A 26774-nucleotide genomic window follows, 5' to 3' on the forward strand; every position below is an offset into this window, starting at 1 on the left:
GAGCCGATGGACGCGCTGATCCTCATCGACCTGCAGACCTGGATCACCCGGATGCCACTGTCACCGCGGCACGGCGCGGAGGTCGTCGAGCGGTGCGCCACGCTCGCCGCCGACAGCCGGGCGGCCGGCGTGCCGGTCTGGCACGTGCGCTACCTCGACGGCACCGGCCCCGGCGCGGACCCGGCGGCCCCACGCAACCGGATCGTGCCCGGCCTCGAGGTGCGCCCGGACGAGCCGGTGATCACCAAGTACGGGCTCGGCGCGTTCGACGGCACCCCGCTGGCCGACCGGTTGCGCGCCGCCGGGGTGACCCGCGTGGGGCTGGCCGGCATCGCCCTCTCGCACGGTGTCGGTGTCACGGCCCGGGAGGCGGCGGCCCTCGGCTTCCGGGTCACGGTGCTCGAAGACGCGACCACGAGCCTCTCCATGGAGGGGCATCGACAGGCCCTACAGGTGCTGAACGGCCTGGTCACCGTCACATCAGCGGCGTCCTGGGGAGTATCGGAGGTAGAACACATATCAGGACACTGATAGAGTGGCCGCATTCTCCGACCATCCTCGCCAGGGAGGCCAAGCGTGCCGACGACGACGCGACTGCCGATCGACCAACGGCTCGGCAACCTGGTCAAACGGGCCGAGCAGGTGGTCATCGCGGGCAAGACCGCCGTCCTGCGCGATCTCGACCTGACCGTCCCGCAGTACAGCGCTCTCCTGGTGCTCGGCGAGCATCCCGGGATCTCCGGGGCCAACCTGGCCCGTCGCTGCATGGTCACCCCGCAGACGATGGCGACGATGCTGGCCAACCTGGAGACGCGCGGGCTCGTCGAGCGGCGCCGCTCGGAGGATCACGGTCAGGTCCTGGTCGCCCGGCTCACCCGGGCGGGCCAGACCCTGCTTCGCAAGGCCGACGAGCGGGCCGTCGAGCTCGAGCTGCGGATGGCCGAGGCCTTCAACGACAAAGAGCGAGAGCAGCTCCAGGAGTACGTGGAACGACTCATCACCGCGGTCGAGTCCGCCGGGCGGTAACCCGGGCGGCCACGGCCGCCCACTTCACGGGGGATCCGCACCATGACCACGCATCGTCTCCGGCTGCACGCCGCGACACTGGAACTGCCCGCCACCACCGACACCCTGTCCACCGCGATCGCCGAGGGCCGGTTGCGCGGCCGGCATCCCGAGGTCGACCCGTCGACCGCCCTGCCGGCGACCGCGGGCAGCCCGATAGACCTGGCGGCCGCCGCGGCACGGACCGTTCTGGAACGCACCGGTCACCCGGCGGCCGAGGTCGAGGACCTGTATTACGCCTGGACCTACTTCCAGGGGGCGCACTTCTGGTCGCCCGCACACGCGCTCGCCGACCGGACCGGGCTCACCTCGGCCAATCCGATCGGCCTCCAGCAGATGTGCAACGGCGCCGGGGCCGCGGTGCACCTCGCCGACCGGGCGGCCCGGGCCGGCGCCCCGTTCACCGCGCTGATCTGCACCGGTGACGCGTTCCGCGGCCCGGGCTTCGACCGCTGGTCGGGTGACTACGGCGTGCTCTACGGCGACGCCGGGACCGCGATGCTGGCCGTCTCCGCCGATCATCCGGCCCCGATCGACGGCCCGTCGAGCACCCTGCTGAGCCTGCACACCGGAGCTCTGCCGCACCTGGAGAGCATGCACCGGCCGGTCGACGCGTCGGTCGACGCCGCCCCGGCCGCCGCGTGGCCGATCGACGTGCAGGCGACCAAGCGTCGCTATCTGCAGGAGCACGGCGGTGATTCGCTGGCCGAGGCGATGCGCGGCATGGTCGGCAAACTGCTCGCCAGGGTCTTCACCGACCTCGCCGGTCAGGGCCGGACCGCCGACGGGGTGGTTTATCTGCCCCGGCTCATGAATGCGACGTTGGATTCGCTCTACGCCCCGGCCGTGGCCGCACTGACCGACCTTCCGCAGCGGCGTCTCGGTGATATGACCGGACATCTCGGGGCGGGTGACCTGATCGCCAATATCGCGGACGCCCAGACGGCCGCCGATAAGCCCCGGACCGACATTTTCATCAGCGCCGGAGCCGGATTCACGATCAGCATCGCGGCACTCTCCTCCTGAGCCTTCATTTCCGGGTGGTAAATGGTCCGTGACTGTTTACCGCCCGGCATTCTCGAATCGCTTCGACATTATCGGTGAAACAAACGGCGTCGCCGGGTGGAACCGGTCTCGGCCGATTCCACCCGGCGACGCCGGAGGTGCGCTGACGGTCAGGCGGTGACCAGCCGCCGGTCGAGCACGACGTCGACGGCGGCCGCCGCGCGCCTGGTCTCCTTGCTCTCCACCACCGACGATTCGAAGGCGGTGTACTCGATCGCGACCGACGCGCAACGCCGGCCCGCCTGCGACACGTCGACCCGCACGGTCATCGCCAGACGCTCGGGCCGTGCCACGTCGGCCCGCTCGACGTGCAGGTCGAGGGTCGCCCCGATCGGGAACAGGAAGTTCTCGAAGGTGACGTTCATCGAGTTCAGCACGTAGTAGTAGTGGTTCTGCGGCCAGGCGCTGGCGTAGAACCGCTCGGTCACGGCCAGGAACATCTGCCGCGCCGCCTCGACCGAGACCATGCCCTGCGTGTGCTGACCGGTCTGGTGGTCGAGCAGCAGTTCATTGTCGTTGTGCACCCGCAGCGACGCCGCGAAGTGCCCCTCGGCGACCCGATGCAGGCCCGCCACCAGGATGTTCGTCTCCCGGTGCTTGTGCGCCTCACCCCGGCGGACCAGCGGCTCGTCGCGCGCCTCGATGGTGATCCGGTCCTCCAGACCGCGCCGGGCCAGCGCCTCGGCCAGGTGGTCCCACTCGTAGCGGCCGACGCCGTCCCCGGCGACCAGCACCAGGTCCTCGTCCAGCGAATCCAGGGCGCCGCTGCCGAGCGAGCGGGTGAAGCCGCTCAGCGTGCTGACGCGCTCGTGCTGCTCCAGACCACGGAACCGGTCGCCGACGATACAGATTTTTCGCACGATGACTCCTAGTTGAAATGAACAGGCTCGTCCTCGCACCGCCGGAATCGACTCGGCGCGCGCGAAAGGCATGACAGGAAACCGGCCGGCCACTCGGCCACCGGCTGACTGGGACTGCTTGTCCACTAGGACGAAACGACTCGCATGAGATATCCCCCGATTTCCGCCGGGCCGCCCCCCAAGATGTCGGCCACAGTCGCGTTCGGACCGAACGTATCGGCTCTTCTCTTTGAGTGTCAACACACTTGAGCGGTCGCAGAGGTGACACATCCTACAATGCCGTGTGCGCCCGGTCACAATCGCTTTCCGGACATCGGGATTGACCCTCACCGACGCCACTGGATACGTTCGACCGGCCGATCAGACAATAAAGAAAACAAATCCGGGTATTTGCAGCCGGAAGCAAATTCGATCAATTCGGGGGAACGCTATGCGCACCGTTATCACCGGCCGCCGGGCCGGACCCGCTCCGGCCGGCATCCTGGGCACCGGCTCCTACCTGCCGGAACGTGAGGTCGGCAACGACGACGTCGGCCGCCCGGCCGGAGTCGACCACGAGTGGATCCTCGGTAAGACGGGCATTAGCACCCGGCGGTGGGCGGCGCCCACCGAGGCCACCTCCGACCTGGCCGCGATGGCCGGGCAGCGGGCACTGGGGCAGGCCGGGCTGACCGCCGCCGACATCGACCTGATCGTGGTCGCCACCTCCACGCCCGACCACCCGCAGCCGCCGACCGCAACCCTGGTGCAGGCGAAACTCGGGGCCGTCGGGGCCACCGCCTTCGACCTCAACGCGGTGTGCAGCGGCTTCGTCTTCGCGTTGGGCACCGCGGAGCGATTCCTGGCCGGACGGGAGGGTTCCCGGGCCCTGGTGATCGGGGCCGACGTCTACTCCCGCATCCTCAACCCGGCCGATCGGCGTACCACGATCCTGTTCGGTGACGGCGCCGGCGCGGTGATCGTGGGCGCGGTGCCGCACGGCTCCGGGGTGCTCGCCCACCGACTGATCAGCAACGGTGACCACGCCGACCTGATCGGGGTGCCGGGCGGCGGCAGCCGGGCCCCGCTGACCGTCGACGCGATCGCGGCCGGCGACCAGTTCTTCACCATGAAGGGCCGGGCCGTCCGGGACTATGTCGCCACCCACGTGCCCGGCCTGGTGCGGCGGTTCCTGGCCGACAGCGGGGTGGATCCGGCACAGGTTCGGCACGTGGTGCCGCACCAGGCGAACGGGCGGATGCTCGACGACCTGGCCGCCGATCTGGGGCTGCCGCACGCGTCCGTGCACCGCACCGTCGACCGATACGGCAACACCGGTGCCGCCTCGGTGCCGGTCACTCTCGATGCCGCGGTACGGGCCGGCCACGTCGAGCGCGGCGAACTGGTGCTGCTCGTGGCGTTCGGTGGCGGCATGGCGGTCGGCATGAGCCTGGTCCGGTGGTGACCGGGATGACGATCGCCTTCTTCGACGTGGACGAGACCCTCGTCGACACCAAGAGCATGTTCGACTTCCTGCGGTTCCACCTGGCCGCCGACGGTGACGACGGCACGCGTTATGACGAGCAAGCCGGGGCGCTGCGCCGGGCGGCCGCCGCCGGGGTGCCCCGCCACGAGATCAACCGCGCCTACTACCGGCTCTTCGCCGGGTCGAACTGGAGCGGGCTGCTGGCCGAGGGCGAGCGCTGGTACGCCGACTTGCGCACCCGTCCCGAGCCGTTCCTCGCCGAGGGGATCGCCGCGCTCCGGTTCCACCAGGCCGCCGGGCACGTCGTCGCGCTGGTCTCCGGCTCGTTCCGGGCCTGTCTCGACCCGATCGCCGCACACCTCGGCGCCGACACGATCCTCTGCACGGAACCGCTGCTGGACGGCGACGGCCGCCTCACCGGCGAGGTGGCCGTGCCGATGATCGGTGACAACAAACGGTCCGCGGTGCTCGGGCTGATCGCCGCCCGGGGCGCCGACCCGGCACGCTGCTTCGGATACGGCGACCACTCCAGCGATCTGGCGTTCCTGGCCGAGGTCGGGCACCCGACGGTGATCGGCGGCGACCCCGATCTGACGGCGGTCGCCGAGCGCGCCGGCTGGCCGATCCTCGCCGCCACCACCTGCGCCGCGGCATAGTGATGTGCGGGGACCGTCCGGCCCCCGCACACCCGTGGATCAGCTGCCCGAGATGGTGAACTGCGAACCCGGCTGGATGACGATGTCGCCGTCGGCCGAGTTGGTGATCTGGACGTTGGACAGGACCGCGTTACCGCGGGCTCCGCTCATCGCCAGGATCCCGGCGCCGTTGTTCGACCTGTCGATGCGTACGTTCGTGACGGTGACGTTCGGCATGTTGCCGCCGCCGTTCTTGAACTGGATGCCGTCGTAGGTCGAGTCGATGATGTCGGTGTCCCGGATGGTGACGCCGGTGATGTCCTTCGTGGACGGGAAGAGAGTGATCGCGCCGAACTCCTGGTCCTCGTTCCAGAACGCCCCACCGGTCCGGTACAGCCCGTTGTTGGCCAGCAGCGTGGTACCGGAGAACGGCAGCGGGCTGTGGTCGGTGGCCAGCATGATGCCCGGGTAGTTCGCGGTGTCGTACACCAGGTTGTTCTGTGCGCTGTTGTTGTACCCCCCGTAGATCGCGATGCCGTTCGCCCGCCACGGCAGCTGGACGGTGTTGTTCAGGAAGTGGTCGTCGTGGTTGATGTCCACGTTCTGGTCCTTGACGTACGGGTTCGCCCAGATCGCCAGCGCGTCGTCACCCGTGGTCCGGAACGAGGAGTTGAAGACCCGCGAGTTCCGGGTGCCGTTGGAGAAGTTGATGCCGTCGGCGAAGGTGTTGCGGATCCGCATGCCGGTGAACTCGACGCCGTCACCCGGGTTCCAGTAGGCGGGCGTGTCCGAGTAGTCGCGGCCGACCCACGCGCCGACGTTGACGTGCTCGATCCACACGTTGCTGATCTTCGTGTTCTTCCCGAACCGGCCGTTGAGGCCGTGACCGCGGTTGGCCCGGTTCTGCGTGTTGCCGAAGATCGCCAGGTCGGAGATCTGGGTGTTGTCGTCGATGTCGAAGCCGACGTTGCCCTCGTGCGGGTGGTTGATGTTGCCGGTCACCTGGTGCGGCTGGGTGTTCGAGTAGAGCTGGGTGTGCCACATCCCGGCGCCGCGGATCACCACGTTCCGGATGCCCTTCTGATTCCACTGGCCACGGGTCGGGTCCGGGGACAGGATCTTCTGCTCCTGACGCCACTGGCCGGCCGGGATCCAGACGCAGGGGATCACCCCGTTCTCGTCGTCGGTGACGGCCCGCTGGATGGCCGCCGTGTCGTCGAGCCCGTCGTTCGCGACCGCGCCGTAGGTGGTGATCGAGACGCAGCCGGTCGGCTGGCTCAGCGCCGGGGCCACCTGCTCCAGGTCGATCATGTCGATGATGTAGAAGCTCGCCGCGTCACCCGAGTCGCGCTGCAGCTTGAACCGGGTGCCCGCCGGGTACGACTGGCCCAGCAGCGCGTTCGACTCGTCGAACAGGCGGCGGGCGTCGGCCATCGGGCTGTTGGACAGCGACTCGGTGTCGTCGGAGGTGCCGTACAGCCAGCTGTTGCGTGAGCTGAGTGTCAGCTTCCGGGTGAACACGTCGTTGACGTAGAGGCTGATCGTCCAGTCCTGGCCGCCGCCGCTCGCCGAATCCGGCACCGAGTTGCGGACCACGATCGAGTTGGCCTGGTTGGTCGAGGTGAACTCGACGAACTGGCCGGTGCTGTTCAGGCGTACCGACTGGCGGCCACTGGACTCGGTGGCGAAGTTGGTGTGCCCGAACGTGCGCAGCGGGTCGGCCTGGAGCAGCGTGCCCTGGTAGCGGGCGGCCTCGGCCTCGTAGGAGACGTACGGCACGGCGGCACCCCGACCGACCACGATGGACCGGGACAGGGTGTTGTTGTTCTCGTTGGTCTCGGCGACCACACCGGCCGAGTCGGCGGTGGCCACGGCGGTGGCGCCACCGCTGGTCGCGGTCCAGGTACCGCCGATGGTGACGGTGGTGGTGGCGCCGGCCGCGATCGCCGAGGTCGCCCCGGTGAGAGTGGTTCCGCCGACGGCCACCCGGGTGGTGCTGGCGCCCGCGGCGTCGATCCCGCGGTTCTGCACCGCGACGGTGAAGCTGACCGCGGCGCCGACCGCCGGGTTGGCCGGGTTCATGTTGATCGCGGTGACCTGCAGGTCGGGGCCGGGCGCCTGGCCGACGACCAGCGGCGAGGCCGCGGTGAAGGTGTTGTTGTCGTTGTTCGTCTCGGCCACGGTGTTCGCCGGGTCGGCGGTGGCCGACACGATATAGCTGCCCTGCGGCCGGGTTCCGGCGTTGCCGGTGACGGTGGCCGAGGCTCCGGAGGCGAGTGCGGGCACGTCCGCACCGGCCACGACGGTGCCGCCGAGCTTGAAGTCCACCTTGGTGGCGGCCGCGGCCACGGTGCCCGAGTTACGGACGGTGGCGGTCAGGGTGATCGCGGAGGTCTCGTTCGGGTTCGCCGGGCTCCACGTGGCCGACGTGACGACCAGATCCGGCGCCGGCGCCCAGGCGCCGATCACCTGCAGCTCGGCGACCTGGCCGCCGGGCGCACCGGTGTTGCTGAAGATCTGCAGGCGTACGTCCGAAGCCCGCCCGCTGATCGGGATGGTGATCGTGTTCTGGTTGCCGGACGGGCTGAACCCGTAGTCGGCACGGGCCTTCAGCTCGGTGAACGTGGTCGCGGTGCCGGCCCGCCCCAGTACCTGGATGCTCTGCGTCCGCGGGCCCCAGGCGGTGTCCGGGTTGAGCTTGACGACCAGGCCGGTCACCTCGGCGTCGGCACCGAGCTTGACGGTCAGCGTGGACGGGAAGCCGGCCGACTCCCAGTAGGTGCCGGTGTTGCCGTCGTTCGCGTTGGTGGCCACGAAGTTGAAGACCGCCGACGACGCCTCGATCGCCTTACCGGCGGCCAGGTCGCCACCGGCCGGCGGCTCCGGGTCCGGGTCGACCGGGCCGGCCACACCGTAGATCTCCAGCTCGGCCAGCTGACCGGCCGGCCAGCCGGTGTTCGCGGTGATGTGCACACGTACGTACCGGATGGTCGTCGCCGTGAAGTTGATCGTGACGGTGTTGCCGGTGGCCGGGTTGAAGACCCGGCCCGCGGACGCCGACAGCGTGCTGAACGCGGAGCCGTCGGTGCTGCCCTGCACGCTCAGGGTCTGCGTGCGGGTGGCCCACGCAGACGCCGGCGGCAGCTTCAGCACCACCTGGTCGATCGCGACGCTGCCGCCGAGATCGACCTGGATCCACTGTGGGAAGACGTTGTTCGGGCTCTCCCAGTAGGAGTTCGGGTTGCCGTCGTTGACGGCCGAGGCGGGCTGTGCTCCGAGCGAGCCGCTCGCGCTCGTCGCTCTGCCGAGCGCGAGGTTGGGCCCACCGGCCGCGTGCGCGGCCTGCGGGGTGAGGCCGAAGACGGCCAGAGCGGCCACGAGGGCCACGCCGACCAGCCGCCGGCTGAGGGTTATCGCCTTCATGAGGGGTCCGTCCTGTCGGACCGGCGCAGGGGTCGTCCAACAGGGGGCGCCGCCACGCCGAGGGGGGGAAGGGACCCGGCAGTGCAAAATTTTCGTCTTGCTGCTTACTTTTTGCATGCCGAGGCATTCAATGTTTCAGATGTGTCATCGGTTCGTCAACGCTCTGCGTCCAGAACGTGCAGAGCGGTGGTCCGGCTTGGTGCCCGGCCATACAGTCGGCCACAGTGGTGGGAGGTGCCGTATGCCGTTGGGCGACTACTTCGAGGTGCTGGCCTGGAGCACCGCACTCGTGTTCGCCGGGTTCGCCGTCTGCTGGCAGGCACGCGACCAGGTCGATCGCCGGACAGCGGCGGCCCGCGTCACGGCAGTGGAGATCGACCCGTACCACGCGATGGGCAGAATCGGCCGCACGGCCGACATGAACCGGGCCGCCGCGGCGGCGCTGCTGCTCGACGCCCGGGTGCGGATCGACGCGGAGGGGCTGCTGTCGACACCCGCGGACGGCGGGCCGGACGTGCCGCCGGACCATCCGGTCGAGATCGCGCTACTGGAGGCACTGAGTCGGCGGGAGGAGCCGGCCGCACTCAACCAGCTGAAGGTGCCGCACGCCGGTTTCCTGCACGACCAGGATGTACGGCTCGGCGTGCCGGAGTGGCTGCGGAGCCGGTGGGCGCACCACAACCCCGGCGACTACCTGCAGATGACGGCGGCCACGGTCGCCCTGGTGCTGCCGTTCCCATGGGCGGTGCCGATGCTGTGGGGCACACACCCGGACGGCCTGTTCGTCGATGTCTTCGACTTCGTGTTCCTGTCGCTGATCCTCGGCGTGACCCTGCTCAGCGTCGTGGTGATGACCTGGCCCGAAAGGCGCGATCACTTCCGGCCACACTTCGCCCGGACCCCGGCCCCACCAGCTCTGGACTCCCTAACCGAGGAGCAGACCCGGAATCTCCGCGCCAGCGTGTTCTACACCGAGCGCCTTCCCTCCGACAGGCCGAGTCGGCGCTGAAGATAGTTTCGCTAGCGATACTTTCTTTGATGAAAGTATCGCTGTCGTGACTATCTGACCGCTTTCGGGAGGAGGCGTTCGTCGACCGCGCGGGCGTGCCCGCGGTCTTCTTCACCGCGTCCGGCCGAGTGTTGTGGTGATCGACGAGGTGCCCTACCTGGTCGATCGAGTGGACGCCTTCGAGGGGATCCTCCGGTCGGCCCCGGCCGAGGCCTTCGACGCGGCTCTGGTGACCGGCGGCCTCCCACACCGGCCTGAGCGCGGCCTACGGGCCCCGCCGAACTCCTCCAGGCCTGGAAGAGATCCTGACGCGCGACACCCTGGGACGGCGGACGGGACCGGCCGGCAGCGGCCGGCCCCGCGCCGAGTGTTTCTTTCAGCCCTTCAGGAGCTGACGGGCCATCACGATGCGCTGCACCTGGTTGGTGCCCTCGTAGATCTGGGTGATCTTGGCGTCGCGCATCATGCGCTCGACCGGGTAGTCGCGGGTGTAGCCGTAGCCGCCGAGGATCTGGACCGCGTCCGTGGTGATCTCCATGGCCACGTCGGAGGCGAAGCACTTCGCGGCCGCGCCGAAGTAGGTCAGGTCGGCGTCACCGCGCTCGCTCTTGCCGGCCGCCGCGTACGTGAGCTGGCGGGCCGCCTCCAGCTTCATGCCCATGTCGGCGAGCATGAACTGCAGGCCCTGGAAGTCGGCGATCGCCTTTCCGAACTGCTTGCGCTCCTTGGCGTACCCCAGAGCGAAGTCGAGCGCGCCCTGCGCGATGCCGATGGCCTGCGCGGCGATGGTGACCCGGGTGTGGTCGAGGGTCTTCATCGCGGTGGCGAAGCCGGTGCCCTCCTCGCCGATCATCCGGTCGGCCGGGATGCGCACGTTGTCGAAGTAGACCTCGCGGGTCGGCGAGCCCTTGATGCCGAGCTTCTTCTCCGGGGCGCCGAAGCTGACGCCCTCGTCCGACTTCTCCACCACGAAGGCGGAGATGCCGCGGGAGCGGGCGGACGGGTCGGTGACCGCGAAGACCGTGTAGTACTCCGAGACGCCGGCGTTGGTGATCCAGCGCTTCACACCGTTGAGCACCCAGTGGTCTCCGTCGCGGACCGCGCGGGTGGTCATCGAGGCGGCGTCGGAGCCGGCCTCGGGCTCGGAGAGGCAGTACGAGAACATGCCCTCCCCGGCGGCGACCTTGCTCAGGTAGCGCTGCTTGAGGTCCTCCGAGGCGGCGATGATCAGCGGCATCGTGCCGAGCTTGTTGACCGCGGGGATCAGCGACGACGAGGCGCAGGCCCGGGCCACCTCCTCGATCACGATCGCGGTGGCGAGAGCGTCCGCACCGGCGCCGCCATACTCCACCGGGATGTGCGGGGCGTGGAAGTCCGAGGAGCGCAGGGCGTCATACGACGCCTTGGGGAACTCACCAGTCTCGTCGGCCTCGGCGGCGTGCGGAGCGACCCGCGCGTCGCAGATCTCACGCACGGCGGCGCGGATCGTCTCGTGGTCCTCCGGAAGCTGGTAGACGTCGAAATCAGCCATGCCCTTAACCATCCTTAAGGTCGTCCCGGGGCAATGTTACCGGTGCGTAGCGTGGGCTGGGCAACAGTCCTGAGTGTGCCGAATATCGCGGCCTGACCAGGGCACCCGGGGAAACCGCCGGGTTCGGGGCCGTTTCCACAGATCTCCACCCGGTTGAGACTGTTCTAATGAGGTGCCGGAAAGGCATGCTCTAACTACAGACAGCGGCCGGACGGTCGAGGAGGTCCTGTGGCGCAGGCTGACGAGCCCGATCACGTTGACGAACAACTGGCTCGCATCGACGCCTCCATATCCGACCTGAAGATTCGCGACATGCAGGCCGCCGCCGAGCGGACCAAGATCGCGAGCAAGCTCCAGGCCGCGTTGTTCCAGCGCGACATCCTCGCGCACGCGCAGAAACAGCAGCGTGCGAAGGGCACCAAGACCAGGCGTACCGCGGCTCGCCGTAAGCCTGTCGACTTCCCACCACCACCCCGGCCCGGTGAGCCGGCTCCGGTCCAGGCCGAGGAGCCGCCACGCCCGGCGGCCCGCCGGCCGGGCCCGCCGCCGGACTGGGCCGAGCCGGGCACCGCGCACACCGGGCCGCCCGGGGTCGCCACCGACGGCGCCGCGCTGCTGGTCGACGATCCTCCACCGACCGAGCGGCCCGAGCCCCGGCCGAAACCACCACCGCGCCGCCCGCCACTGGCCACCATGGAGCACCCGCCCGAGGCGTCCACCCAGTCGGTGCAGAACATTCTGCTGGTCCTGGGCGCGTTGCTGCTCGGCGTGGCGGCGGTCGTCTTCGCCACGGTAGCGGTCAACAACCCGTTCGCGCGGGCGCTGATCCTGGCGCTGTCCACCGGGATCGCCCTGTCGGTGGCCCCGGGCGTGGCCAAACGCGGGCTCACCTCGACCGGTGAGACGATCGCCGCGATCGGGCTGATCCTGCTCCCGATGACGCTGTACGCGTTGCACGACAGCCCGCTGACCGGCGGGGACGTGCCGACCGCTCTCTACCTGGGCATCACGTTCGCGATCACCGCGGTGGCCTCCTTCGTCTACGCCGGGGCCACGCGACTGGCCGCTCCGCGGTACGCGACGGTGATCGCCACACAGCCGGTCGCGCCGCTCCTGGCGTACCCCATGATCCAGAGCCCGGCCGGCTGGGGCCTCGCGCTGACCGCCGTGGCCCTCCTCGACCTGCTGCTTCTGACCCGGGTGATCCGGGCTGGGCGGCTCGTGCCGCGCTGGCCGCTGGGGCGGCCGGTGGCCGCCGACCGCGAGTCGCTCGCCGACGCCGACACCGACCGCGTCGCGGATCCGGCCGACCCCTCGACGTACGCCGCGGACGCCCCGCCCCGGCCGGAGTCCCGCCAGGAGGAGCCGGATCTGATCATTTCCGGCTTCAACCGACCGCGTCGCCGCTGGCTGCCGACCCGGATCTTCCCCGGGCCGCGGCCGGAGGGCGCGCCGCCCGCCGGTTCGATGCCGCTGGCCCCGCCGGCCGTCCCGCCGTCCGCCGACTGGCTCCGGGAGTTGACGTTCGCGCTGCTCTGCATCGCGTCCGCGGGCGCGCTGCTCTACTCGTCGGTGGCGCTGCTGCAGGCCCAGGTGCTCGGTGACGCGCTGCGGTCCGGCCTGATCCTGATCGCCGCCGCGCTGACCGCGGTGGCCGCCGCCCGCCTGCTCAAGCAGCCGACCGCGATCAACGTGGCGGGCGCGGTGCTCACCCTGGCGGTGATCGGCGCGATGGCCCGGATCGCCGGTGTGGTGGCGCCGAACTGGAGCGTGGTGGCCGCCGCCGCGACCGTCGCGATCGCCGGTGCGGTGATCGGTCTACTGCCCGCGGCGGCCCGGTCCGGTCCGCAGTACGCGTCGACCGGTGCACTGATCCTTCTCGGTCTGGTCGTCGGGGTCGACGTGCTGCGCGCGGCGGTCGCACCGGTCGCCGCGGCCCGCCCGATCTGGGACGCGGACACCGCGGCGTACGCCCAGAAGCTCGCCGAGGCGGTCGGCCCGTCCGGCTGGCTGCTGGCCTTCAGCGCGCTGCTGATGACGATCGCCGCGGCCCTGGCGCTGCCCGACACGATCCGGCACGAGGGTGCGGTGATCGGCATCGCCCTGACCGCGCTGTCGGTGCCCGCCTCGCTGGGGCTGCCCTGGTCGGAGGCCCCGTGGCCGCTGGTGCTGGCGTCGATCGGCCTGGGCGCGGCCGGCCTCTGGGCGAACACGCTGCGGACCGCCGCGACCCATGTGGCCGCGGCCGGTGTGGTCGGCCTGTTCGGTGCGTGTGCCGCGCTGAGCGCGTCCTGGCTGACCGCGGCCGTGCTGACCGCACTGGCCGGGGCCGGGGTGATGGTCGCGATCGCGGCCCGGCAGATCCCGGTGCGACTGTTCGCCTGGGTGATCGGCGACTGGGCGTCGGGCGCGGCCGCGCTGGCCATCCCCGGCGCCGCGGTGACCGCGGCACTGGCCGTCTCCGACCCTGGTGGTGGCCCGCCGCCGACCGCCGGCTCGACGGTTCCGGCGCTGGCCGCCGGTTTCCTCGCGGTCGCCGGCACCCTCAGCTACGCGGCCGTGTTCCAGGTGGCGCGGCGGGAGATCAGCCTGCCGATGACGGTCGGGACCGGGCTGGGCGCGATGGCGATGGCGCTGGCCGCGCTCTTCGCCCCGGGCGCGACCGCACCCGACATCTGGGTGGGCGCGCTGCTGCTCGGCGCGGCTCTCCTGCTCTTCTTCGCCAAGTCGATCGACAACCGGGGGCGGACCGACCGGGTGCTGGACGGCCCGGACATCGCCGCCGCGGCCGCCACCGTGGCGATCTGCGGCGCGCTGGCCCGGGTCGCCGCACTGGCCTTCCCGGACGCGCCGCTCGCCGTCGCCGGTGTGATGGTGCTGCTGGTCGGCATGGGAGTGACTATCCTGCCGGACGACTGGCGGCCCGGCCCGGCCCGTGGCCTCGGCATCGCCGCCCTGGTGGTCGGCGCGATCGCCGGCTGGCAGGCGGTGGTCGGCGGGCTGAAGGTGCTGTCGCTGCCCGGGCCGCTGTGGGCCGCCGACCTGTCCGCCTATCCGACCACCGCGCCGCCGGGTGCCTGGCAGGCCCCGTTCGCCCTGGTCGCGATCGCGATCACGGCGGCCATGGCGATGCCGAGACCGTGGTCGCCGTACGCATCGGGGCTGGCCGCCGCGCTGGCCGCGATCTGCACGCCGTACGCGCTCGGCCTGCCCTGGTGGTCGCCGCTGCTGGTGGGCACGGCGGTCGCGGTCGCGTACGCGCTGGCCGCCGTAGCCGCGACCGACCCGCATTCGGCCCGCGCCCGGGCCGGGGTGGCTGCCGTGGTGCTGCTGCACGCCACCTCGGCAGGCCTGGCCCGGCCCTGGTCGACCGCACTCGCCCTGCTGGTGATCGTGCTGCTCGGAGTGTTGGTGGCGGCGGCCGCCCGGATCCCGGTGAAAGCGCCGCCCACGACGTTCGACGACACCGCCGAGATGGACGAGGCGCCGGATCGGGCTCCGGATCGGGTGCTGCCGCATCATCGGGCGCAGATCGGCGGCGCGGCCACCGGCTCGGTGCTGCTGGCACTGCCCGGTCTGCTGGCCGCGCTCACCGCCGACCAGGGGCACGGCATCGAGGCGGTACTGAGCGCGGCGCTGGCCGGTTCCACGCTGGGCCTGGCGATCCTGGCCGCGCTCAGCCGGTTCCTTCCGCAGTATCTGCCGTGGGCCACCATCGGTGTGGTGCTCGGCGCCACGGTGACCGCGGTGGCCTGTATCCCGACCGACTATCCGACGGCCCTCTACGCGGCGGCGGCCGCCCTGGTCGGTGTGCTCGCCGAGATGCTGCGGGCCGCGGTTCCGCCGGCACCGTCGGATCTGCCACGGGTCGCGCCGTTCGACGACAGTCCGGCGGCCAGCCGTTCGATGCGGCTGCGGCGGTCCGGCTGGGGTGAGCGCTGGCTCGCCGACCCGGCCACGGGCGCCGTGATGCTGGCCCTGCTACCCACCGTGTTGGCGCTGTTCTCGCTGGCCCCGGCCCTGCGGGCGGCGCTGTTCGATCCGCTGGGCCAGTTGCGGGCGATCTGGGAGGGCCCGATCCCGGCGCTGACCGACCCGGCCGCCGGCAACGTGGACGGCACCAGCGCCCTGGCCGCGATCCTGCTGACCGGCGCCGCCGCGCTCGCCGCCGTCGGTTTCGGCGGGAAGGTGTCCGAGGCGGTTCCGGTGATCCTGCCGGGGCTGGCCCTGACCCTGCTGATCACACCGATCGCACTGGGCGCCGGATTCCCGGCGGCCACCGGTGCGGCGCTCGTGGTGTTCACCATCTCGATGTTGGGGCTGGCGCTCACTCCGCCGCCCGTCGCGCACCGGGCGCCACTGTTGCGTACCACCCGGGCCGTGGTTTTCGTGATCGGCCTGCTGGCCGGTGGCGCGGGCCTGGCCGGCAGCCTCGCGCTGGAGTCGCTGACGGTGTTCACGCTGGGCAGCGCGGTGGGTGTCGGGCTGGTCGCGGCGCTGGCCGGGCGCAACCAGTCGGCCCGGCTGCTGGGCTGGCTGTTCGCCGCGGTGATGGGCCAGATGTTCGTGATGGCGGTGGCGATCTCGGCCGGGCTGGAACGGCATTGGGCGGCGTTCGGGGTGCTCGCGGTCGGCGCCGGGCTGCTGTCGCTGGAGGCGGCGCTGCCCCGGCTCGGGCTGCCGCAGTACCGGGCCGAGGCGATCACCGTGGAGTGGAGCGGCTACGCGTCGGCGGCTGTCGCCGGTGCGCTGGCCCTGCACTCGCCTGTCCATCTGGCGGCGCTGCTCGCGGCGTGGGGTGCGGTGCTGGGCCTGACCGCGTCGCGGCCGGACCGTACGGCGAGCCAGCGGCGCACGCTGTTCTGGGTGGCGGTCGGGTTCGAGATCGCCGGTTGGTGGCTGTTCATCTCGCTCAACGAGGTGGGGCTGCCGGAGGCGTACACCCTGCCGTTCGCCGCTCTCGCCCTGGCGGTCGGCATCGTGGAGGCGCATCACCGGCCGGATCTGAGCAGTTGGGCGGCGTACGGCCCGGCGCTGCTGGCCGCGTTCGTGCCGACGATGGGCATCGTGATCGCCGGTAACGGCGGCGACCTGCGGGCGGTGCTCCTGCTGCTCGGGGCGGTGGTGACGCTGATCATCGGCTCGCGCACCCGTCAGCAGGCGCCCGTGGTGGTCGGCACGGTGGCCACCGTGGTCGCGGCGTTGGCCTTCGCCTTCACCGTGGGCGGCCCCTGGTTGATGCTGATCCCGGTCGGTGTGGTGCTGCTGTTCCTGGGCGCGTCGAGCGAAAATCGCCGGCGCACCCAGGAGTTCCGCGAGGTGCTGTCGAAGATGCGGTGAGCTAACCCATCAGGCGGTCGCGCAGCGCCGCGTCCTTCTCGGCGACCAGCTTTTCGAGGCCGGCCTGGAAATCCACCATCCGCTGGCGGATCTCCGGGTGCGAGGCCCCGAGAATGCGGACCGCGAGCAGGCCGGCGTTGCGCGCCCCACCGATCGACACGGTGGCCACCGGCACCCCGGCCGGCATCTGCACGATCGACAGCAGCGAATCCATCCCGTCCAGGTGCTTGAGCGGCACCGGGACACCGATCACCGGCAGCGGGGTCAGCGCGGCCACCATGCCCGGCAGGTGCGCGGCCCCGCCGGCCCCGGCGATGATCGCCCGGATGCCCCGGTCGGCGGCCGACTCGGCGTAGTCCACCATCTTCTTCACGGTCCGGTGTGCGGAGACCACACCGACCTCGAAGGGGACGTCGAACTCGGCCAGAGCGACCGCGGCCGCCTCCATGGTCGGCCAGTCCGAGTCGCTGCCCATGATGATGCCGACGACGGGATTCATCTACACACCCTCCTGAAGCCACTTCGCGGCGCGAACCGCCCGCGCGCGCACCTGGAGCAGATCGTCGCCGAGCACGGTCACATGACCGATCTTGCGGCCCGGACGGACCTGCTTGCCGTAGAGGTGCACCCGGGCGCCGGGGTCGGTGGCGAACAGGTGGTGCAGCCGCTCGTCGATGGAGATGCCGCCGGGCTCGCCACCCAGCACATTCGCCATCACCACGAACGGGGCGGCCAGCGCGGTCGAACCCATCGGATAGTCGAGGACGGCCCGCAGATGCTGCTCGAACTGCGACGTCCGGGCGCCCTCGATGGTCCAGTGGCCGGAGTTGTGCGGGCGCATGGCCAGCTCGTTGACCACGATGCCGGCGTCGGTCTCGAACAGCTCGACGGCGAGCAGACCCACCACCCCGAGCGAGGTGGCCAGGTCGATGGCGAGCTGCTGCGCCTCCAGCGCGCGCTCGTCGGACAGATCGGGCGCGGGCGCGATCACCTCGACACAGATGCCGTCGCGCTGCACCGTCTCGACCACCGGGTAGGCCGCGACCTGCCCGAACGGCGACCGCGCGACCAGGGCGGCGAGCTCGCGCCGCAACGGCACCTTCTCCTCGACGATCAGCGAGATGCCTGTCGACACGAGGTCGTCGGCGGCCTCGCGGGAACCGACCATCCAGACCCCGCGACCGTCATAACCCCCGCGGGTCGCCTTGGCCACGACGGGCCAGGACCCGCCCGCGAACGTCTCGATCTCTTCGCCGGTGGCGACCCGGGCCCAGCGTGGCACCGGTGCCCCCAGCGACGCCAGACGCTCCCGCATCATGCCCTTGTCCTGGGCGAAGACCAGCGCCTTGGACCCCGGGAAGATCTTCACCCCCTCGGCCTCGAGCGCCTCGATGTGCTCGGTCGGCACATGCTCGTGGTCGAAGGTGACGGCGTCGCACCCTTTCGCGAACTCACGCAGAGCGGCGAGATCGGTGTGCGTGCCGATCGGCACGTCGGCCGCGACCAGCGCGGCACTGTCATCGGGCTTCTCACTGAGCACGCGCAGTGACTGGCCGAGAGAAATGGCGGCCTGGTGGGTCATACGGGCCAGTTGCCCGCCCCCCACCATGCCGACTACAGGCAGACCGGTTCGGGTATCCATCGCCAGGCCAGCCTAGCGACGCCGCAGATCAACCCCCAAATCGCGGTGGTACGGCCACACCTCCCCAACCGCAACCACCCCGCCCCCGGCCTACGGCCGCGACCGCGAACCGGCGGCCGGCCCGCAGAGCTGTCCCGAGTCCCCGGGGTTCACGACGTCGGCCGCAGGCGGGCCACGAGGTCGGCCGGCGTGGTGACCGGGCGGTCGCAGACGAAACCGCGGCACACATAGGCGGTGGCGGCACCGTCGGTCAGTGGGCGGTCGGCCAGCAGGGGTACACCTGGCTGGTTCGGGATGCCGACGACGATCACCGAGCCGCCCGGCGCGTGCCGGTGCGCGGCCTCCACCAGCGGATCCGCCGGGTCGGTGGTGGCCACCGCGATCTCGAACGGCCCGGCCAGCGCGGCCTCGGCGACGGTGGCGGCGTATCCGGCGAAGCGCGGGTGCCCCTCGATCAGCGGCCCGAGCGTCGCCAGCGCCGAGTCGGCCGCCTCCCGGTAGGTCGTCTCGCCGCTCAGGGCCCCGTAGCCGACCAGAGCCGCGCAGATCGCCGAAGCACCGGACGGGGTGGCGTTGTCGGTCGGGTCGGCCGGTCGGGTGAGCAGCTTCTCCGCATCGTCGGCGGTGTCGTAGAACCCGCCCTGACCGTTGCCGAACCGGGCCAGCGCCACATCCAGCAGCTGCCGCGCCAGGTCCAACCAGCGGCCCTCCCCGGTCAGCTGGTGCACGGCGAGGAACCCCTCCGCGACACAGCCGTAGTCCTCCAGCACCCCGGCCGGCTCACCGACCACACCGTCCCGGGAGACCCGCCGCAACCGGCCGTCGACGATGTGCCGCTCGGCCAGCACCTCGGCGAGCGCGACCGCCGCCGCCCGGGACTCCGCCGCCGGGTGCTCGGCCAGCGCGGTGATCGCCAGGCCGTTCCAGGAGGCGACCACCTTGTCGTCGCGGGCCGGTTGCGGGCGCTCGTCACGCGCCGCGAGCAACCGCCGCCGTACGGCACGCCAGCGCTCCACCAGTGACGGGTCTGCCTCGTCGATGTCCCGAGCCAGCACCAGCACGCTCTTCCCGTGCTCGAACGTGCCCCGGGTGGTGACCCGGAACAGATCGGCGGCCCACGTGCCGTCCTCCTCGCCGAGCGCCCCGATCAGCTCGGCGGGCGTCCACGCGTACGTCAGACCCTCGACGCCGTCGGTGTCCGCGTCCAGAGCCGACGCCAGACCGCCGTGTGGGGTACCGAGGTCACGGAGCAGGAACGCGGCGGTCTCGTCGGCGATCCGGCGGGCGTAGACGTCACCGGTGATCCGCCACAACCGGGTGTACGCCCGGAGCAGCAGCGCATTGTCGTACAGCATCTTCTCGAAGTGCGGCACCGTCCACGTGGCGTCCACCGAGTACCGCGCGAAACCACCGGCCAGCTGGTCGTAGAGCCCGCCCCGGCCCATCCGCTCGCACGCGTGCCGGACGATCTCCAGCGCCTCGGCCGAACCGGTCCGCTCGTGGTGGCGCAGCAGGAACAGCAGGTTCATGTGTGGCGGGAACTTGGGGGCGCCGCCGAATCCGCCGTACAGCTGATCCTGCTCCTTGGCCAGGCCGGAGGCCGAGGCCGCGAGCAGCTCGGCGGAGATCGGCGCGGTCGGGCCACCGACGAGCTGGGCGCCGGCGACCGCCTCGACCACCGCGGCACCCTGCTGGACGACCGCCTCCCGCTGGTCGCGCCAGGCCTCCTCGACCGAGGAGATCAGCCGGGCGAACTGGTCCTTCGGAAAGTAGGTGCCACAGAAGAACGGCCGGCCGTCCGGGGTGGCGAAGACCGTCATCGGCCATCCGCCCTGCCCGGTCATCGCCTGGGTGGCGGTCATGTAGACGGCGTCGACGTCGGGCCGCTCCTCCCGATCCACCTTGATCGCCACGAACGCCGCGTTGAGCCGCGCCGCGATCCCCTCGTCCTCGAAGGACTCGTGAGCCATCACGTGACACCAGTGGCAGGCCGCATAGCCCACCGAGATCAGCACCGGCACATCACGCCGCCGGGCCTCCTCGAACGCCTCGGCCGACCACTGCCACCAGTCGACCGGGTTGTCCCGGTGCTGCTGAAGATAGGGCGAGGTGGCATCAGCGAGACGGTTGGCCATGCCCCCAGACTATGCCGTGCCGTCGGCCCTGAGCTGGGTGACATTCGGAGGGGCCGACCGGGCCAGCTGGGTCAGCGCCTGGACGATCTTGTCGGCCGGCATCGGCTTGCAGAAGTGGTAACCCTGCGCGGACGGGCAGCCCAGCGCGATCAGCGCGGCCCGCTGCTCGATCGTCTCGATGCCCTCGGCGACCACCCGGACCCCGAGCCGGACGCCGAGTTCGACGGCGGCCCGGACGACCGCGCCGGCCGCCGCCGAGTCGATCATCTCGTCCACGAACGACCTGTCGATCTTGATCTCGTCGACCGGCATCCGGGTGACCGACGCCAGCGACGAGAAACCGGTGCCGAAGTCGTCGAGGGACACCTGCACACCCGAGGCCCGCAGCCGGGCCAGCACCTCGTCGACGATCTCCTGCTCGCTGACCGCCACCGATTCGGTGATCTCCAGGACCAGACGGGACGCGGGGGTACGGTGCCGGCGCAACGCCTCGGTGACCTGCGCCGGGAAGGTCGGGTCGGTGAGGCTGCGAGCCGACACGTTGACCGAGACGGGCACGTCGATGCCGGCCGCCGTCCAGTCCGCCGCCGAGGCCAGCGCCAGGTCGAGCACCCGTCTGGTGAAGGGGATGAGAAGTTCGCTGCGTTCCACCGCGGGCAGGAACTCGGCCGGCGACAGGTGACCCCGGCGCGGATGCCGCCAGCGGACCAGCGCCTCCACCCCGGTCGGTGCGGCCGTCACCAGATCCACGGCGGGCTGCAGGTGCAGCAGGATCTGGTCGTCGGCGGCGAACGCGTCCTGAAGGTCGGCGAGCAGCGCCAGCTGGTCGGTGCTGCTGGCGTCCTGACCGCTGTCGTAGGTCCCGACGGTGATGCCGAGCTCCTTGGCCCGGTCCACCGCGATCGACGCGCGGCGCAGCAGTTCAGCCACCTCGGCCTCTCCCGCCGCGGCCACCGCCACGCCGACGGTCACCTCGACGGAGAGCCGGACCCCGGCCGCCTCGACCGGCAGTCGCAACTGCTCGACCAGTTCCCGGGCCCGGCGCAGGGCGGCCGGCAGCGGGCTGGGTCGACTCTGCTGCCCCGTCGAGTCGGCGAGCGTGGTCACCGGCAGGAGCAGCGCGAACTCGTCGTCACCGATCCGGGCGACGAGCTCACCGGGCCGGGTCAGCGCGGTGAGCCGGCCACCGGCCAGCCGCAGCACCTCGTCGCCGCCGCCGTGCCCGAGGGTGCTGTTGACCTGGCGGAAGCCGACGATGTCGAGCAGGAGCAGGGCCACCTGCCGGTCCCGCTCCAGCGAGCGGAGCAGCGGGTCGCCCTCGCCGGCCAGCGCGACCCGGTTGATCAGGCCGGTCAGCGGGTCGTGCAGGCGATCGTGGGCGGCACGCGCGTCCAGTTCGGAGATGCGCTGGTGGGCGGCCGCGTCGTGCAGGGCGCCGGCCAGGGCTTCGCCGAACGCGGCGATCGCCGCCTCGTCGCGGGGTCCCGGCAGCCCGGCGTCGCCGAGCCAGACGGTGAGCTCACCGAGCGGCCGGCCGGCCACGACCATGGTCCGGGTGACGGCTGCTCCGGATCGCGTGCCGGCGTCGCCCTCCAGGCCGGGGTTGTCCTGGGCGTACCGCCGGCGGCCGTGCCCGGTGTGCACCTCGAGTTCGGCGCGGCAGGCGCCGAAGACCTCCAGGGCGCCGCGCAGACCGGCCCGGGCCACCTCGGCCTCGCTGGCGCCGGGCAGGCGGGCGGTGGCGGCCGCGAACGCCTCCCACATCCGGCGTTCCTCGGCGGCGCGCAGGTGGAAGCGGTAGGTGCGGTGCAGCAGCCAGAGGACCGGGCCGAAGGCGAGCAGCCAGAGCGGTTCCCGGATCAGCGCGTAGACGGCGAGGACCCCGACGATGACGTTGCCGATCGACATCGGCAGTTTGGCGTAGAGGACGCGGGCCGCGATCTGCCCCGGGTGGGCGTCGCGGTGCAGCATCAGGGTGAGTACGACCAGCCCGAACGTGATGAGCAGGTAGGTGCCGGCACCGGCGGCCAGGGCCAGCGGGAGCCGGCCGCTGTGCACCGGCACCTCCCCGGCCAGCAACGACGTGACGAGTGCGGCGCCGGCGACGCCGAGGGTCATCGAGGCGACCAGGTGGACTATCTCGGCGACGTTGCGCAGCCCGGTCAGCCAGGCGAGCAGCAGCCAGGCGGCGCCGGTGCCGGCCAGGGTGGCGGCCGGTAGCCAGCCGGCCGGTGCGACCACGAAGCCGACCACCACGGCGGCCTCGGCCCAGCTCACCGAGACGGCGTCCGGCCCGAGACGGAACCGGAGACCGGCGAGCTGCGCGATGGCGGAGAGGACGGCGGCGACGCAGACGCCGGTGGTCGGCGACAGTGGTCGGCCGTCGGCGACCGGCACGGGTTGCAGGGCTCCGAGGAGGACCGCGGCAGCGGCGGCGATCACGACGACGGCGGTGAGGATGCGCACCGGGCGGGGGCGGCCGAGGGCGCCGGTCGCGGTGTGCCAGGACTCCCGGACGGCTTTCACGGCGCCATCCGCAGACGCACGGCCCGATGCACGTGCAGATCGGTTACGGAGAGTTTGCGCCGGACAAGTGGCATGTCGGCGCCCCCTTCCGCGCAGGGTCCCGGGGCCGTGCGGCCCCCGGCGGAAGGCTAAATCAATCCTGATGAACGCAACAGGGCTTGACGGGGTCGAGACGGCCACACTCGCCGCGCGGCGGTCGAAACCACGCGCGGCGAGCGAGGCGCGAAGTGGATCAGGCGGGTGTCGAACCGTCGCGCGAGCCGGGCGCGGACGACTCGTCGCGCGAGCCCGTCACCTCGGCCTCCTCGCCCTGGCCAGCGGCGACCGATCGATCGGTCTCGACCTCACCGGCGGCGGCGGCGTCGGGACGCTGGGCCGCGTCGCCGCCGCGGGCGATCTCTGACACACGATCGCGCTCAGATGCAACAGGAAAACTGTCGGGAAGCCGACGGATTCGCTTGTTCATGTTGCGGATCAACAGAACGGTCGCCACGCACATGAGGACGATGAGGAACAACCCCATCGGGCCGGCCAGGCCGCCCGATCGGGTGTCGCCGAAGTTGTTGACCGCTACTACGAAGTCCACGTCGCCAGCGTACTGCTCAGCGCGCGTCGACCTTCTCCCGGATGCCCGCGAACAGGTCGGACTCCGGAACCGGGCTGTCCACGAGCGAGCGGGCGAGCTCGAAGTCCTCGGTGGGCCACACCTTCTGCTGCATCTCCAGCGGGATGTGGAACCAGAATCCGTCCGGGTCGACCTGGGTGGCGTGGGCACGCAGCGCATCGTCACGGATCCCGAAATACTCTCCGCACTCGACCCGCGTGGTGATCTTGTCACCCCGGTCGTCGCGGTCGGCCCACTTCTCCAGCCACTCCGCATACGGCGACTCCAGCCCCGCGGCCAGCATGCCCTCGTGCAGCGCCAGCATCCGCGCCCGGGTCCAGCCGGAGTTGTAGTACAGCTTCGACGGCTGCCACGGCTCGCCCAGCTCCGGGTAGAGCTCGGGGTCACCGGCCTTCTCGAACGCCACGACCGAGACCTTGTGGCACATGATGTGGTCGGGGTGCGGGTAGCCGCCGTTCTCGTCATAGGTGGTCATGACGTGCGGCCGGAACTCGCGGATCAGCTTGATCAACGGCTTGGCCGCCTCCTCCGGGTCCTGCAGGCCGAAGCAGCCCTCCGGCAGCGGCGGCAGCGGGTCGCCCTCGGGCAGCCCGGAGTCGACGAAACCGAGCCAGGCCTGCTCGACGCCGAGGATCTCGCGCGCCCGGTCCATCTCGGCGCGGCGGATTTCGGTGATGTCGGCGAGCACCTCGGGCCGATCCATCTTGGGGTTGAGGACGCTGCCCCGTTCCCCACCGGTACAGGTCGCCACCAGCACCTGGACACCCTCGGCGACATATTTCGCCATGGTGGCGGCGCCCTTGCTCGACTCGTCGTCGGGGTGCGCGTGCACGGTCATGAGACGCAATTGCTCGGCCACGGTTGTTGAGATCCTCTCGACCAGGCCTGCCGTCGGCGGGCCGGGATCGGCTGCGAAGATGGAACCCTGCCATTCTGGCCGATCCCCCCGACAACAAACGCACGAGAGGTCGTCAGGTGAGCGAGACGCACGCCACAGCTCCGGTCTTCCCGCCCGGCCGGTACGGCCGTCGCCGTGAAGGTGGACGGCGTCGTCTGGCTCCGGTCCTGGCCATCGTGACCTTCGTTGTCGTGATCTCCGGCATCACCTATGCCTACTACGACAAGTTCGGTCAGACCGACTACACGGCCGACATCATCGGCTGGAGCATTCCGTCCGACACCGAGATGGTGGTCGAGTTCCGGGTTCGGGTGCCGGCCGGTGGCGCCGCGATGTGCATGGTCCGGGCCCGCGACTACGACGGTTTCGAGGTCGGTCGACAGGCGGTGACGGTGCGTGCCGGTGACGGCGGTGGCGCGGTCGAGGTCAGCCAGCCGGTGAAGACCGAGAGCAAGGCCTCGGTGGGCGACGTGATGGGCTGCCGCGCCGCGGGCTGAGTCGAGATCCGACAACATTTCACCTTCCGGGCGGCCCGCATACCGCTGGTAAGCTTGGTAATTCGCTGCGTTCAGCATGACGCCTTTCAGGTGGCGTGCTTCGACCATGCCCCGTTCCAGCAAGGAGATCGACCGTGTCCAGTTCCGAGGCGCCGAAGACCTGGCTCTCCCAGGACGCTTACGACCGGCTGCAGGCCGAGCTCGACGAGTTGATCGCCAACCGGCCGGCCATAGCGGCGGAGATCAACGCACGGCGTGAGGAGGGTGACCTCCGGGAGAACGGTGGCTATCACGCGGCGCGTGAGGAGCAGAGCCGTCAGGAAGGCCGGATCCTGTACTTGAAGGAGTTCCTGCGCAACTCCGAGGTCGGCGAGATCAAGGCGGCCGACGCGGTCGGCCCCGGCTCGGTCGTGACGATCTACTTCGACGACGACCAGAAGGACACCGAGACCTTCCTGCTCGGCTCCCGGGAGATCGCGTCCACCACCAAGCTCAAGGTCTACAGCCCCGAGTCGGCGCTGGGCCAGGCGATCCTCGGTTCCCGCCCCGGCCAGACGGTCACCTACGCGACCCCGAGCGGCGCGGACATCAAGGTCACCGTGGTCGAGTTCGGCCCCTTCGAGGGCTGATCACCGCTTTTCGGAAAGCCCGCGGCGTGCTCGCCGCGGGCTTTTCCGTGGGTCAGGGCGTCGTGTCGGCCAGCAGAGCCACCCGATAACCGGCGTCGCGCAGCGCCTTGATCAGCGCCGACGAGTGCGCCGGCCCGCGGGTCTCGACCGACAGCGCCACCTCCACCTCGCCGAAGCTGAGCCGCGGGCTCTGCCGCGAGTGGTTCACGTCGACGATGTTCGCCCGCTGCGCGGCGATCTCCCGCAGCAGCCGGGCCAACTCCCCCGGCCGGTCCGAGCAACGCACCGCCAGCCGCAGGAACCGGCCCGCCGAGGCCAGTCCGTGCTCGATCACCCGCAGTAGCAGCATCGGGTCGATGTTGCCGCCGGACAGGATGGCCACCACCGGACCCGCGGCGGGCACATGAGCACCGGTCAGCAGGGCCGCCGTGGCCGCCGCACCGGCCGGCTCGACCACCGTCTTGTGCCGTTCCAGCAGCACCAGCAGCGCCGCCGACAGATCCTCGTCGTTGACCGTGACGACCTCGTCGACAAGCTTCGCGACGTGCGCGAAGGTGAGATCACCGGGCCGCAGGACGGCGATGCCGTCGGCGATCGTCGCGCTCGACTCCAGCTTGCGCGGGGCGCCGGCGGCCAGTGAGGGCGGGTACGCCGCCGCCCCGCTCGCCTGCACCCCGACGATCCGGATGTCCGGCCGCAGCGCCTTGGCCGCGACCGCCAGCCCGGAGATCAGCCCGCCGCCGCCGACCGCGGTCACGATCGTCGCCGCCTCCGGGCACTGGGCCAGGATCTCCAGGGCGACGGTGCCCTGGCCGGCGATCACGTCCGGGTGGTCGAAGGGATGGATCAAAACCGCTCCGGTGGTACGGGCGAAGTCGTGCGCCGCCTCCAGCGCGTCGTCCACGCTGCTCCCGGCGTACTCGACGGCCGCGCCGTACCCCTTGGTGGCGGAGACCTTGGGCAGTGGAGCGCCCTCCGGCATGAAGACCGTGGCCCGGGCACCGAGCAGACCCGCGGCGAGCGCCACCCCCTGTGCATGGTTGCCGGCGCTCGCCGCGACCACACCGCGAGCGCGTTCGGTGGTGGACAACCGGGAGATCCGGGTGTACGCCCCCCGCACCTTGTACGACCCGGCGCGCTGCTGGTTTTCACACTTGAGCCAGACCGGCACCCCGGTGATCTCGCTGAGTGGCCGCGACGGGATCAGCGGTGTCTCCTTGACGACACCGGAGAGCAGGTCGCGGGCGGCTTCGACGTCGGCGAGTGTGAGCAGGTCGAGCGAGGTGCCGGAGGCGGTCATGGACACCAATCGTGCCATCCGGCCCCGGCCGCCCCGGAAGCCCGGCCTCAGACTGTGTTCAATCGGTATGCCCTCGTGGCCCTCGTCCGCGATGTTGTTGTTCCGGTTCCGGGGGCTGCCACTCGGTGC

The 26774-nt window shown here is 71.1% G+C and carries 19 protein-coding genes; 9 read left to right on the top strand and 10 right to left on the bottom strand.

What is annotated here, in order from left to right:
* The first annotated feature begins 6 nt into the window (after nt 1–6).
* The 3 genes from Q0Z83_RS39545 to Q0Z83_RS39555 are packed head-to-tail and all read left to right on the top strand — an operon-like array spanning nt 7 to nt 2091.
* Nucleotides 7–531 (top strand): cysteine hydrolase family protein, encoded by a 525-nt coding sequence (locus tag Q0Z83_RS39545; protein WP_317788476.1) that lies wholly within the window; start codon nt 7–9, stop codon nt 529–531.
* A gap of 45 nt (nt 532–576) precedes the next feature.
* Entirely contained in the window at nt 577–1026 is a 450-nt protein-coding gene (locus Q0Z83_RS39550; RefSeq protein ID WP_317788477.1) for a MarR family winged helix-turn-helix transcriptional regulator, read from the top strand.
* A 42-nt stretch (nt 1027–1068) separates the two neighbouring features.
* On the top strand, nt 1069–2091 hold the full coding sequence (locus Q0Z83_RS39555) for a beta-ketoacyl-[acyl-carrier-protein] synthase family protein (RefSeq protein ID WP_317788478.1): 1023 nt from the start codon (nt 1069–1071) through the stop codon (nt 2089–2091).
* Between the two features lie 149 nt (nt 2092–2240).
* On the opposite strand, the gene Q0Z83_RS39560 is transcribed toward Q0Z83_RS39555, so the two are convergent.
* On the bottom strand, nt 2241–2990 hold the full coding sequence (locus Q0Z83_RS39560) for an AfsA-related hotdog domain-containing protein (protein ID WP_317788479.1): 750 nt from the start codon (nt 2988–2990) through the stop codon (nt 2241–2243).
* Nucleotides 2991–3420: 430 nt separating this feature from the next.
* On the opposite strand from Q0Z83_RS39560, the gene Q0Z83_RS39565 reads away from it, so the two are divergent.
* Together Q0Z83_RS39565 and Q0Z83_RS39570 are read left to right on the top strand one after the other, a co-directional pair.
* Nucleotides 3421–4434, top strand: a complete 1014-nt coding sequence (locus Q0Z83_RS39565) for a 3-oxoacyl-ACP synthase III family protein (RefSeq protein WP_317788480.1) — start codon at nt 3421–3423, stop codon at nt 4432–4434.
* Nucleotides 4435–4439: 5 nt separating this feature from the next.
* Complete coding sequence (locus Q0Z83_RS39570) at nt 4440–5111, top strand: HAD family hydrolase (protein ID WP_317788481.1); 672 nt, start codon at nt 4440–4442, stop codon at nt 5109–5111.
* 39 nt (nt 5112–5150) lie between these two features.
* On the opposite strand, the gene Q0Z83_RS39575 is transcribed toward Q0Z83_RS39570, so the two are convergent.
* The gene (locus Q0Z83_RS39575; protein ID WP_317788482.1) at nt 5151–8513 is read right to left on the bottom strand and encodes a CARDB domain-containing protein; all 3363 of its coding nucleotides are present in this window, start codon (nt 8511–8513) and stop codon (nt 5151–5153) included.
* Between the two features lie 241 nt (nt 8514–8754).
* Here Q0Z83_RS39575 and Q0Z83_RS39580 point away from each other — a divergent pair, with 241 nt between their 5' ends.
* Entirely contained in the window at nt 8755–9522 is a 768-nt protein-coding gene (locus Q0Z83_RS39580; RefSeq protein ID WP_317788484.1) for a hypothetical protein, read from the top strand.
* Between the two features lie 376 nt (nt 9523–9898).
* Here Q0Z83_RS39580 and Q0Z83_RS39585 read toward each other — a convergent pair whose 3' ends face one another.
* The gene (locus Q0Z83_RS39585; RefSeq protein ID WP_317788485.1) at nt 9899–11053 is read right to left on the bottom strand and encodes an acyl-CoA dehydrogenase family protein; all 1155 of its coding nucleotides are present in this window, start codon (nt 11051–11053) and stop codon (nt 9899–9901) included.
* A 228-nt stretch (nt 11054–11281) separates the two neighbouring features.
* On the opposite strand from Q0Z83_RS39585, the gene Q0Z83_RS39590 reads away from it, so the two are divergent.
* The gene (locus tag Q0Z83_RS39590; protein WP_317788486.1) at nt 11282–16393 is read left to right on the top strand and encodes an SCO7613 C-terminal domain-containing membrane protein; all 5112 of its coding nucleotides are present in this window, start codon (nt 11282–11284) and stop codon (nt 16391–16393) included.
* 1 nt (nt 16394) lies between these two features.
* Here the strand turns inward: Q0Z83_RS39590 and purE are convergent, their stop codons facing one another.
* The 6 genes from purE to mca all read right to left on the bottom strand — a co-directional run bounded on the left by purE (nt 16395) and on the right by mca (nt 24180).
* Nucleotides 16395–16892 (bottom strand): 5-(carboxyamino)imidazole ribonucleotide mutase, encoded by a 498-nt coding sequence (gene purE, locus Q0Z83_RS39595; RefSeq protein WP_317788487.1) that lies wholly within the window; start codon nt 16890–16892, stop codon nt 16395–16397.
* The gene (locus tag Q0Z83_RS39600; protein WP_317788489.1) at nt 16893–18035 is read right to left on the bottom strand and encodes a 5-(carboxyamino)imidazole ribonucleotide synthase; all 1143 of its coding nucleotides are present in this window, start codon (nt 18033–18035) and stop codon (nt 16893–16895) included.
* Between the two features lie 149 nt (nt 18036–18184).
* Nucleotides 18185–20170: a thioredoxin domain-containing protein gene (locus Q0Z83_RS39605; RefSeq protein ID WP_317788490.1), complete on the bottom strand. Its 1986-nt coding sequence runs from the start codon at nt 20168–20170 to the stop codon at nt 18185–18187.
* 9 nt (nt 20171–20179) lie between these two features.
* Entirely contained in the window at nt 20180–22696 is a 2517-nt protein-coding gene (locus Q0Z83_RS39610; protein ID WP_317788491.1) for a putative bifunctional diguanylate cyclase/phosphodiesterase, read from the bottom strand.
* 232 nt (nt 22697–22928) lie between these two features.
* Entirely contained in the window at nt 22929–23282 is a 354-nt protein-coding gene (locus Q0Z83_RS39615; protein ID WP_317788492.1) for a hypothetical protein, read from the bottom strand.
* 16 nt (nt 23283–23298) lie between these two features.
* Entirely contained in the window at nt 23299–24180 is an 882-nt protein-coding gene (gene mca / locus Q0Z83_RS39620) for a mycothiol conjugate amidase Mca (protein WP_317788493.1), read from the bottom strand.
* A gap of 116 nt (nt 24181–24296) precedes the next feature.
* Between mca and Q0Z83_RS39625 the strand changes: the two genes are divergently transcribed.
* On the top strand, nt 24297–24716 hold the full coding sequence (locus Q0Z83_RS39625; protein WP_317788494.1) for a DUF4307 domain-containing protein: 420 nt from the start codon (nt 24297–24299) through the stop codon (nt 24714–24716).
* Nucleotides 24717–24850: 134 nt separating this feature from the next.
* Nucleotides 24851–25345, top strand: a complete 495-nt coding sequence (gene greA / locus Q0Z83_RS39630; protein ID WP_317788495.1) for a transcription elongation factor GreA — start codon at nt 24851–24853, stop codon at nt 25343–25345.
* A gap of 52 nt (nt 25346–25397) precedes the next feature.
* Here greA and ilvA read toward each other — a convergent pair whose 3' ends face one another.
* Nucleotides 25398–26645: a threonine ammonia-lyase gene (gene ilvA / locus Q0Z83_RS39635; RefSeq protein ID WP_317788496.1), complete on the bottom strand. Its 1248-nt coding sequence runs from the start codon at nt 26643–26645 to the stop codon at nt 25398–25400.
* Nucleotides 26646–26774: the final 129 nt, after the last annotated feature.

It is taken from the genome of Actinoplanes sichuanensis (assembly GCF_033097365.1).
In the GTDB taxonomy this organism is placed as follows: domain Bacteria; phylum Actinomycetota; class Actinomycetes; order Mycobacteriales; family Micromonosporaceae; genus Actinoplanes; species Actinoplanes sichuanensis.

Excerpts from the sequence above, each read along its gene's own strand:
- Q0Z83_RS39545 (WP_317788476.1), top strand. The coding sequence starts at position 7 with ATGGACGCGCTGATCCTCATCGACCTGCAGACCTGGATCACCCGGATG.
- Q0Z83_RS39555 (WP_317788478.1), top strand. The coding sequence starts at position 1,069 with ATGACCACGCATCGTCTCCGGCTGCACGCCGCGACACTGGAACTGCCC.
- Q0Z83_RS39565 (WP_317788480.1), top strand. The coding sequence starts at position 3,421 with ATGCGCACCGTTATCACCGGCCGCCGGGCCGGACCCGCTCCGGCCGGC.
- Q0Z83_RS39570 (WP_317788481.1), top strand. The coding sequence starts at position 4,440 with ATGACGATCGCCTTCTTCGACGTGGACGAGACCCTCGTCGACACCAAG.
- Q0Z83_RS39575 (WP_317788482.1), bottom strand. The coding sequence starts at position 8,513 with ATGAAGGCGATAACCCTCAGCCGGCGGCTGGTCGGCGTGGCCCTCGTG.
- Q0Z83_RS39580 (WP_317788484.1), top strand. The coding sequence starts at position 8,755 with ATGCCGTTGGGCGACTACTTCGAGGTGCTGGCCTGGAGCACCGCACTC.
- Q0Z83_RS39585 (WP_317788485.1), bottom strand. The coding sequence starts at position 11,053 with ATGGCTGATTTCGACGTCTACCAGCTTCCGGAGGACCACGAGACGATC.
- purE (WP_317788487.1), bottom strand. The coding sequence starts at position 16,892 with ATGAATCCCGTCGTCGGCATCATCATGGGCAGCGACTCGGACTGGCCG.
- Q0Z83_RS39600 (WP_317788489.1), bottom strand. The coding sequence starts at position 18,035 with ATGGATACCCGAACCGGTCTGCCTGTAGTCGGCATGGTGGGGGGCGGG.
- Q0Z83_RS39605 (WP_317788490.1), bottom strand. The coding sequence starts at position 20,170 with ATGGCCAACCGTCTCGCTGATGCCACCTCGCCCTATCTTCAGCAGCAC.
- ilvA (WP_317788496.1), bottom strand. The coding sequence starts at position 26,645 with ATGACCGCCTCCGGCACCTCGCTCGACCTGCTCACACTCGCCGACGTC.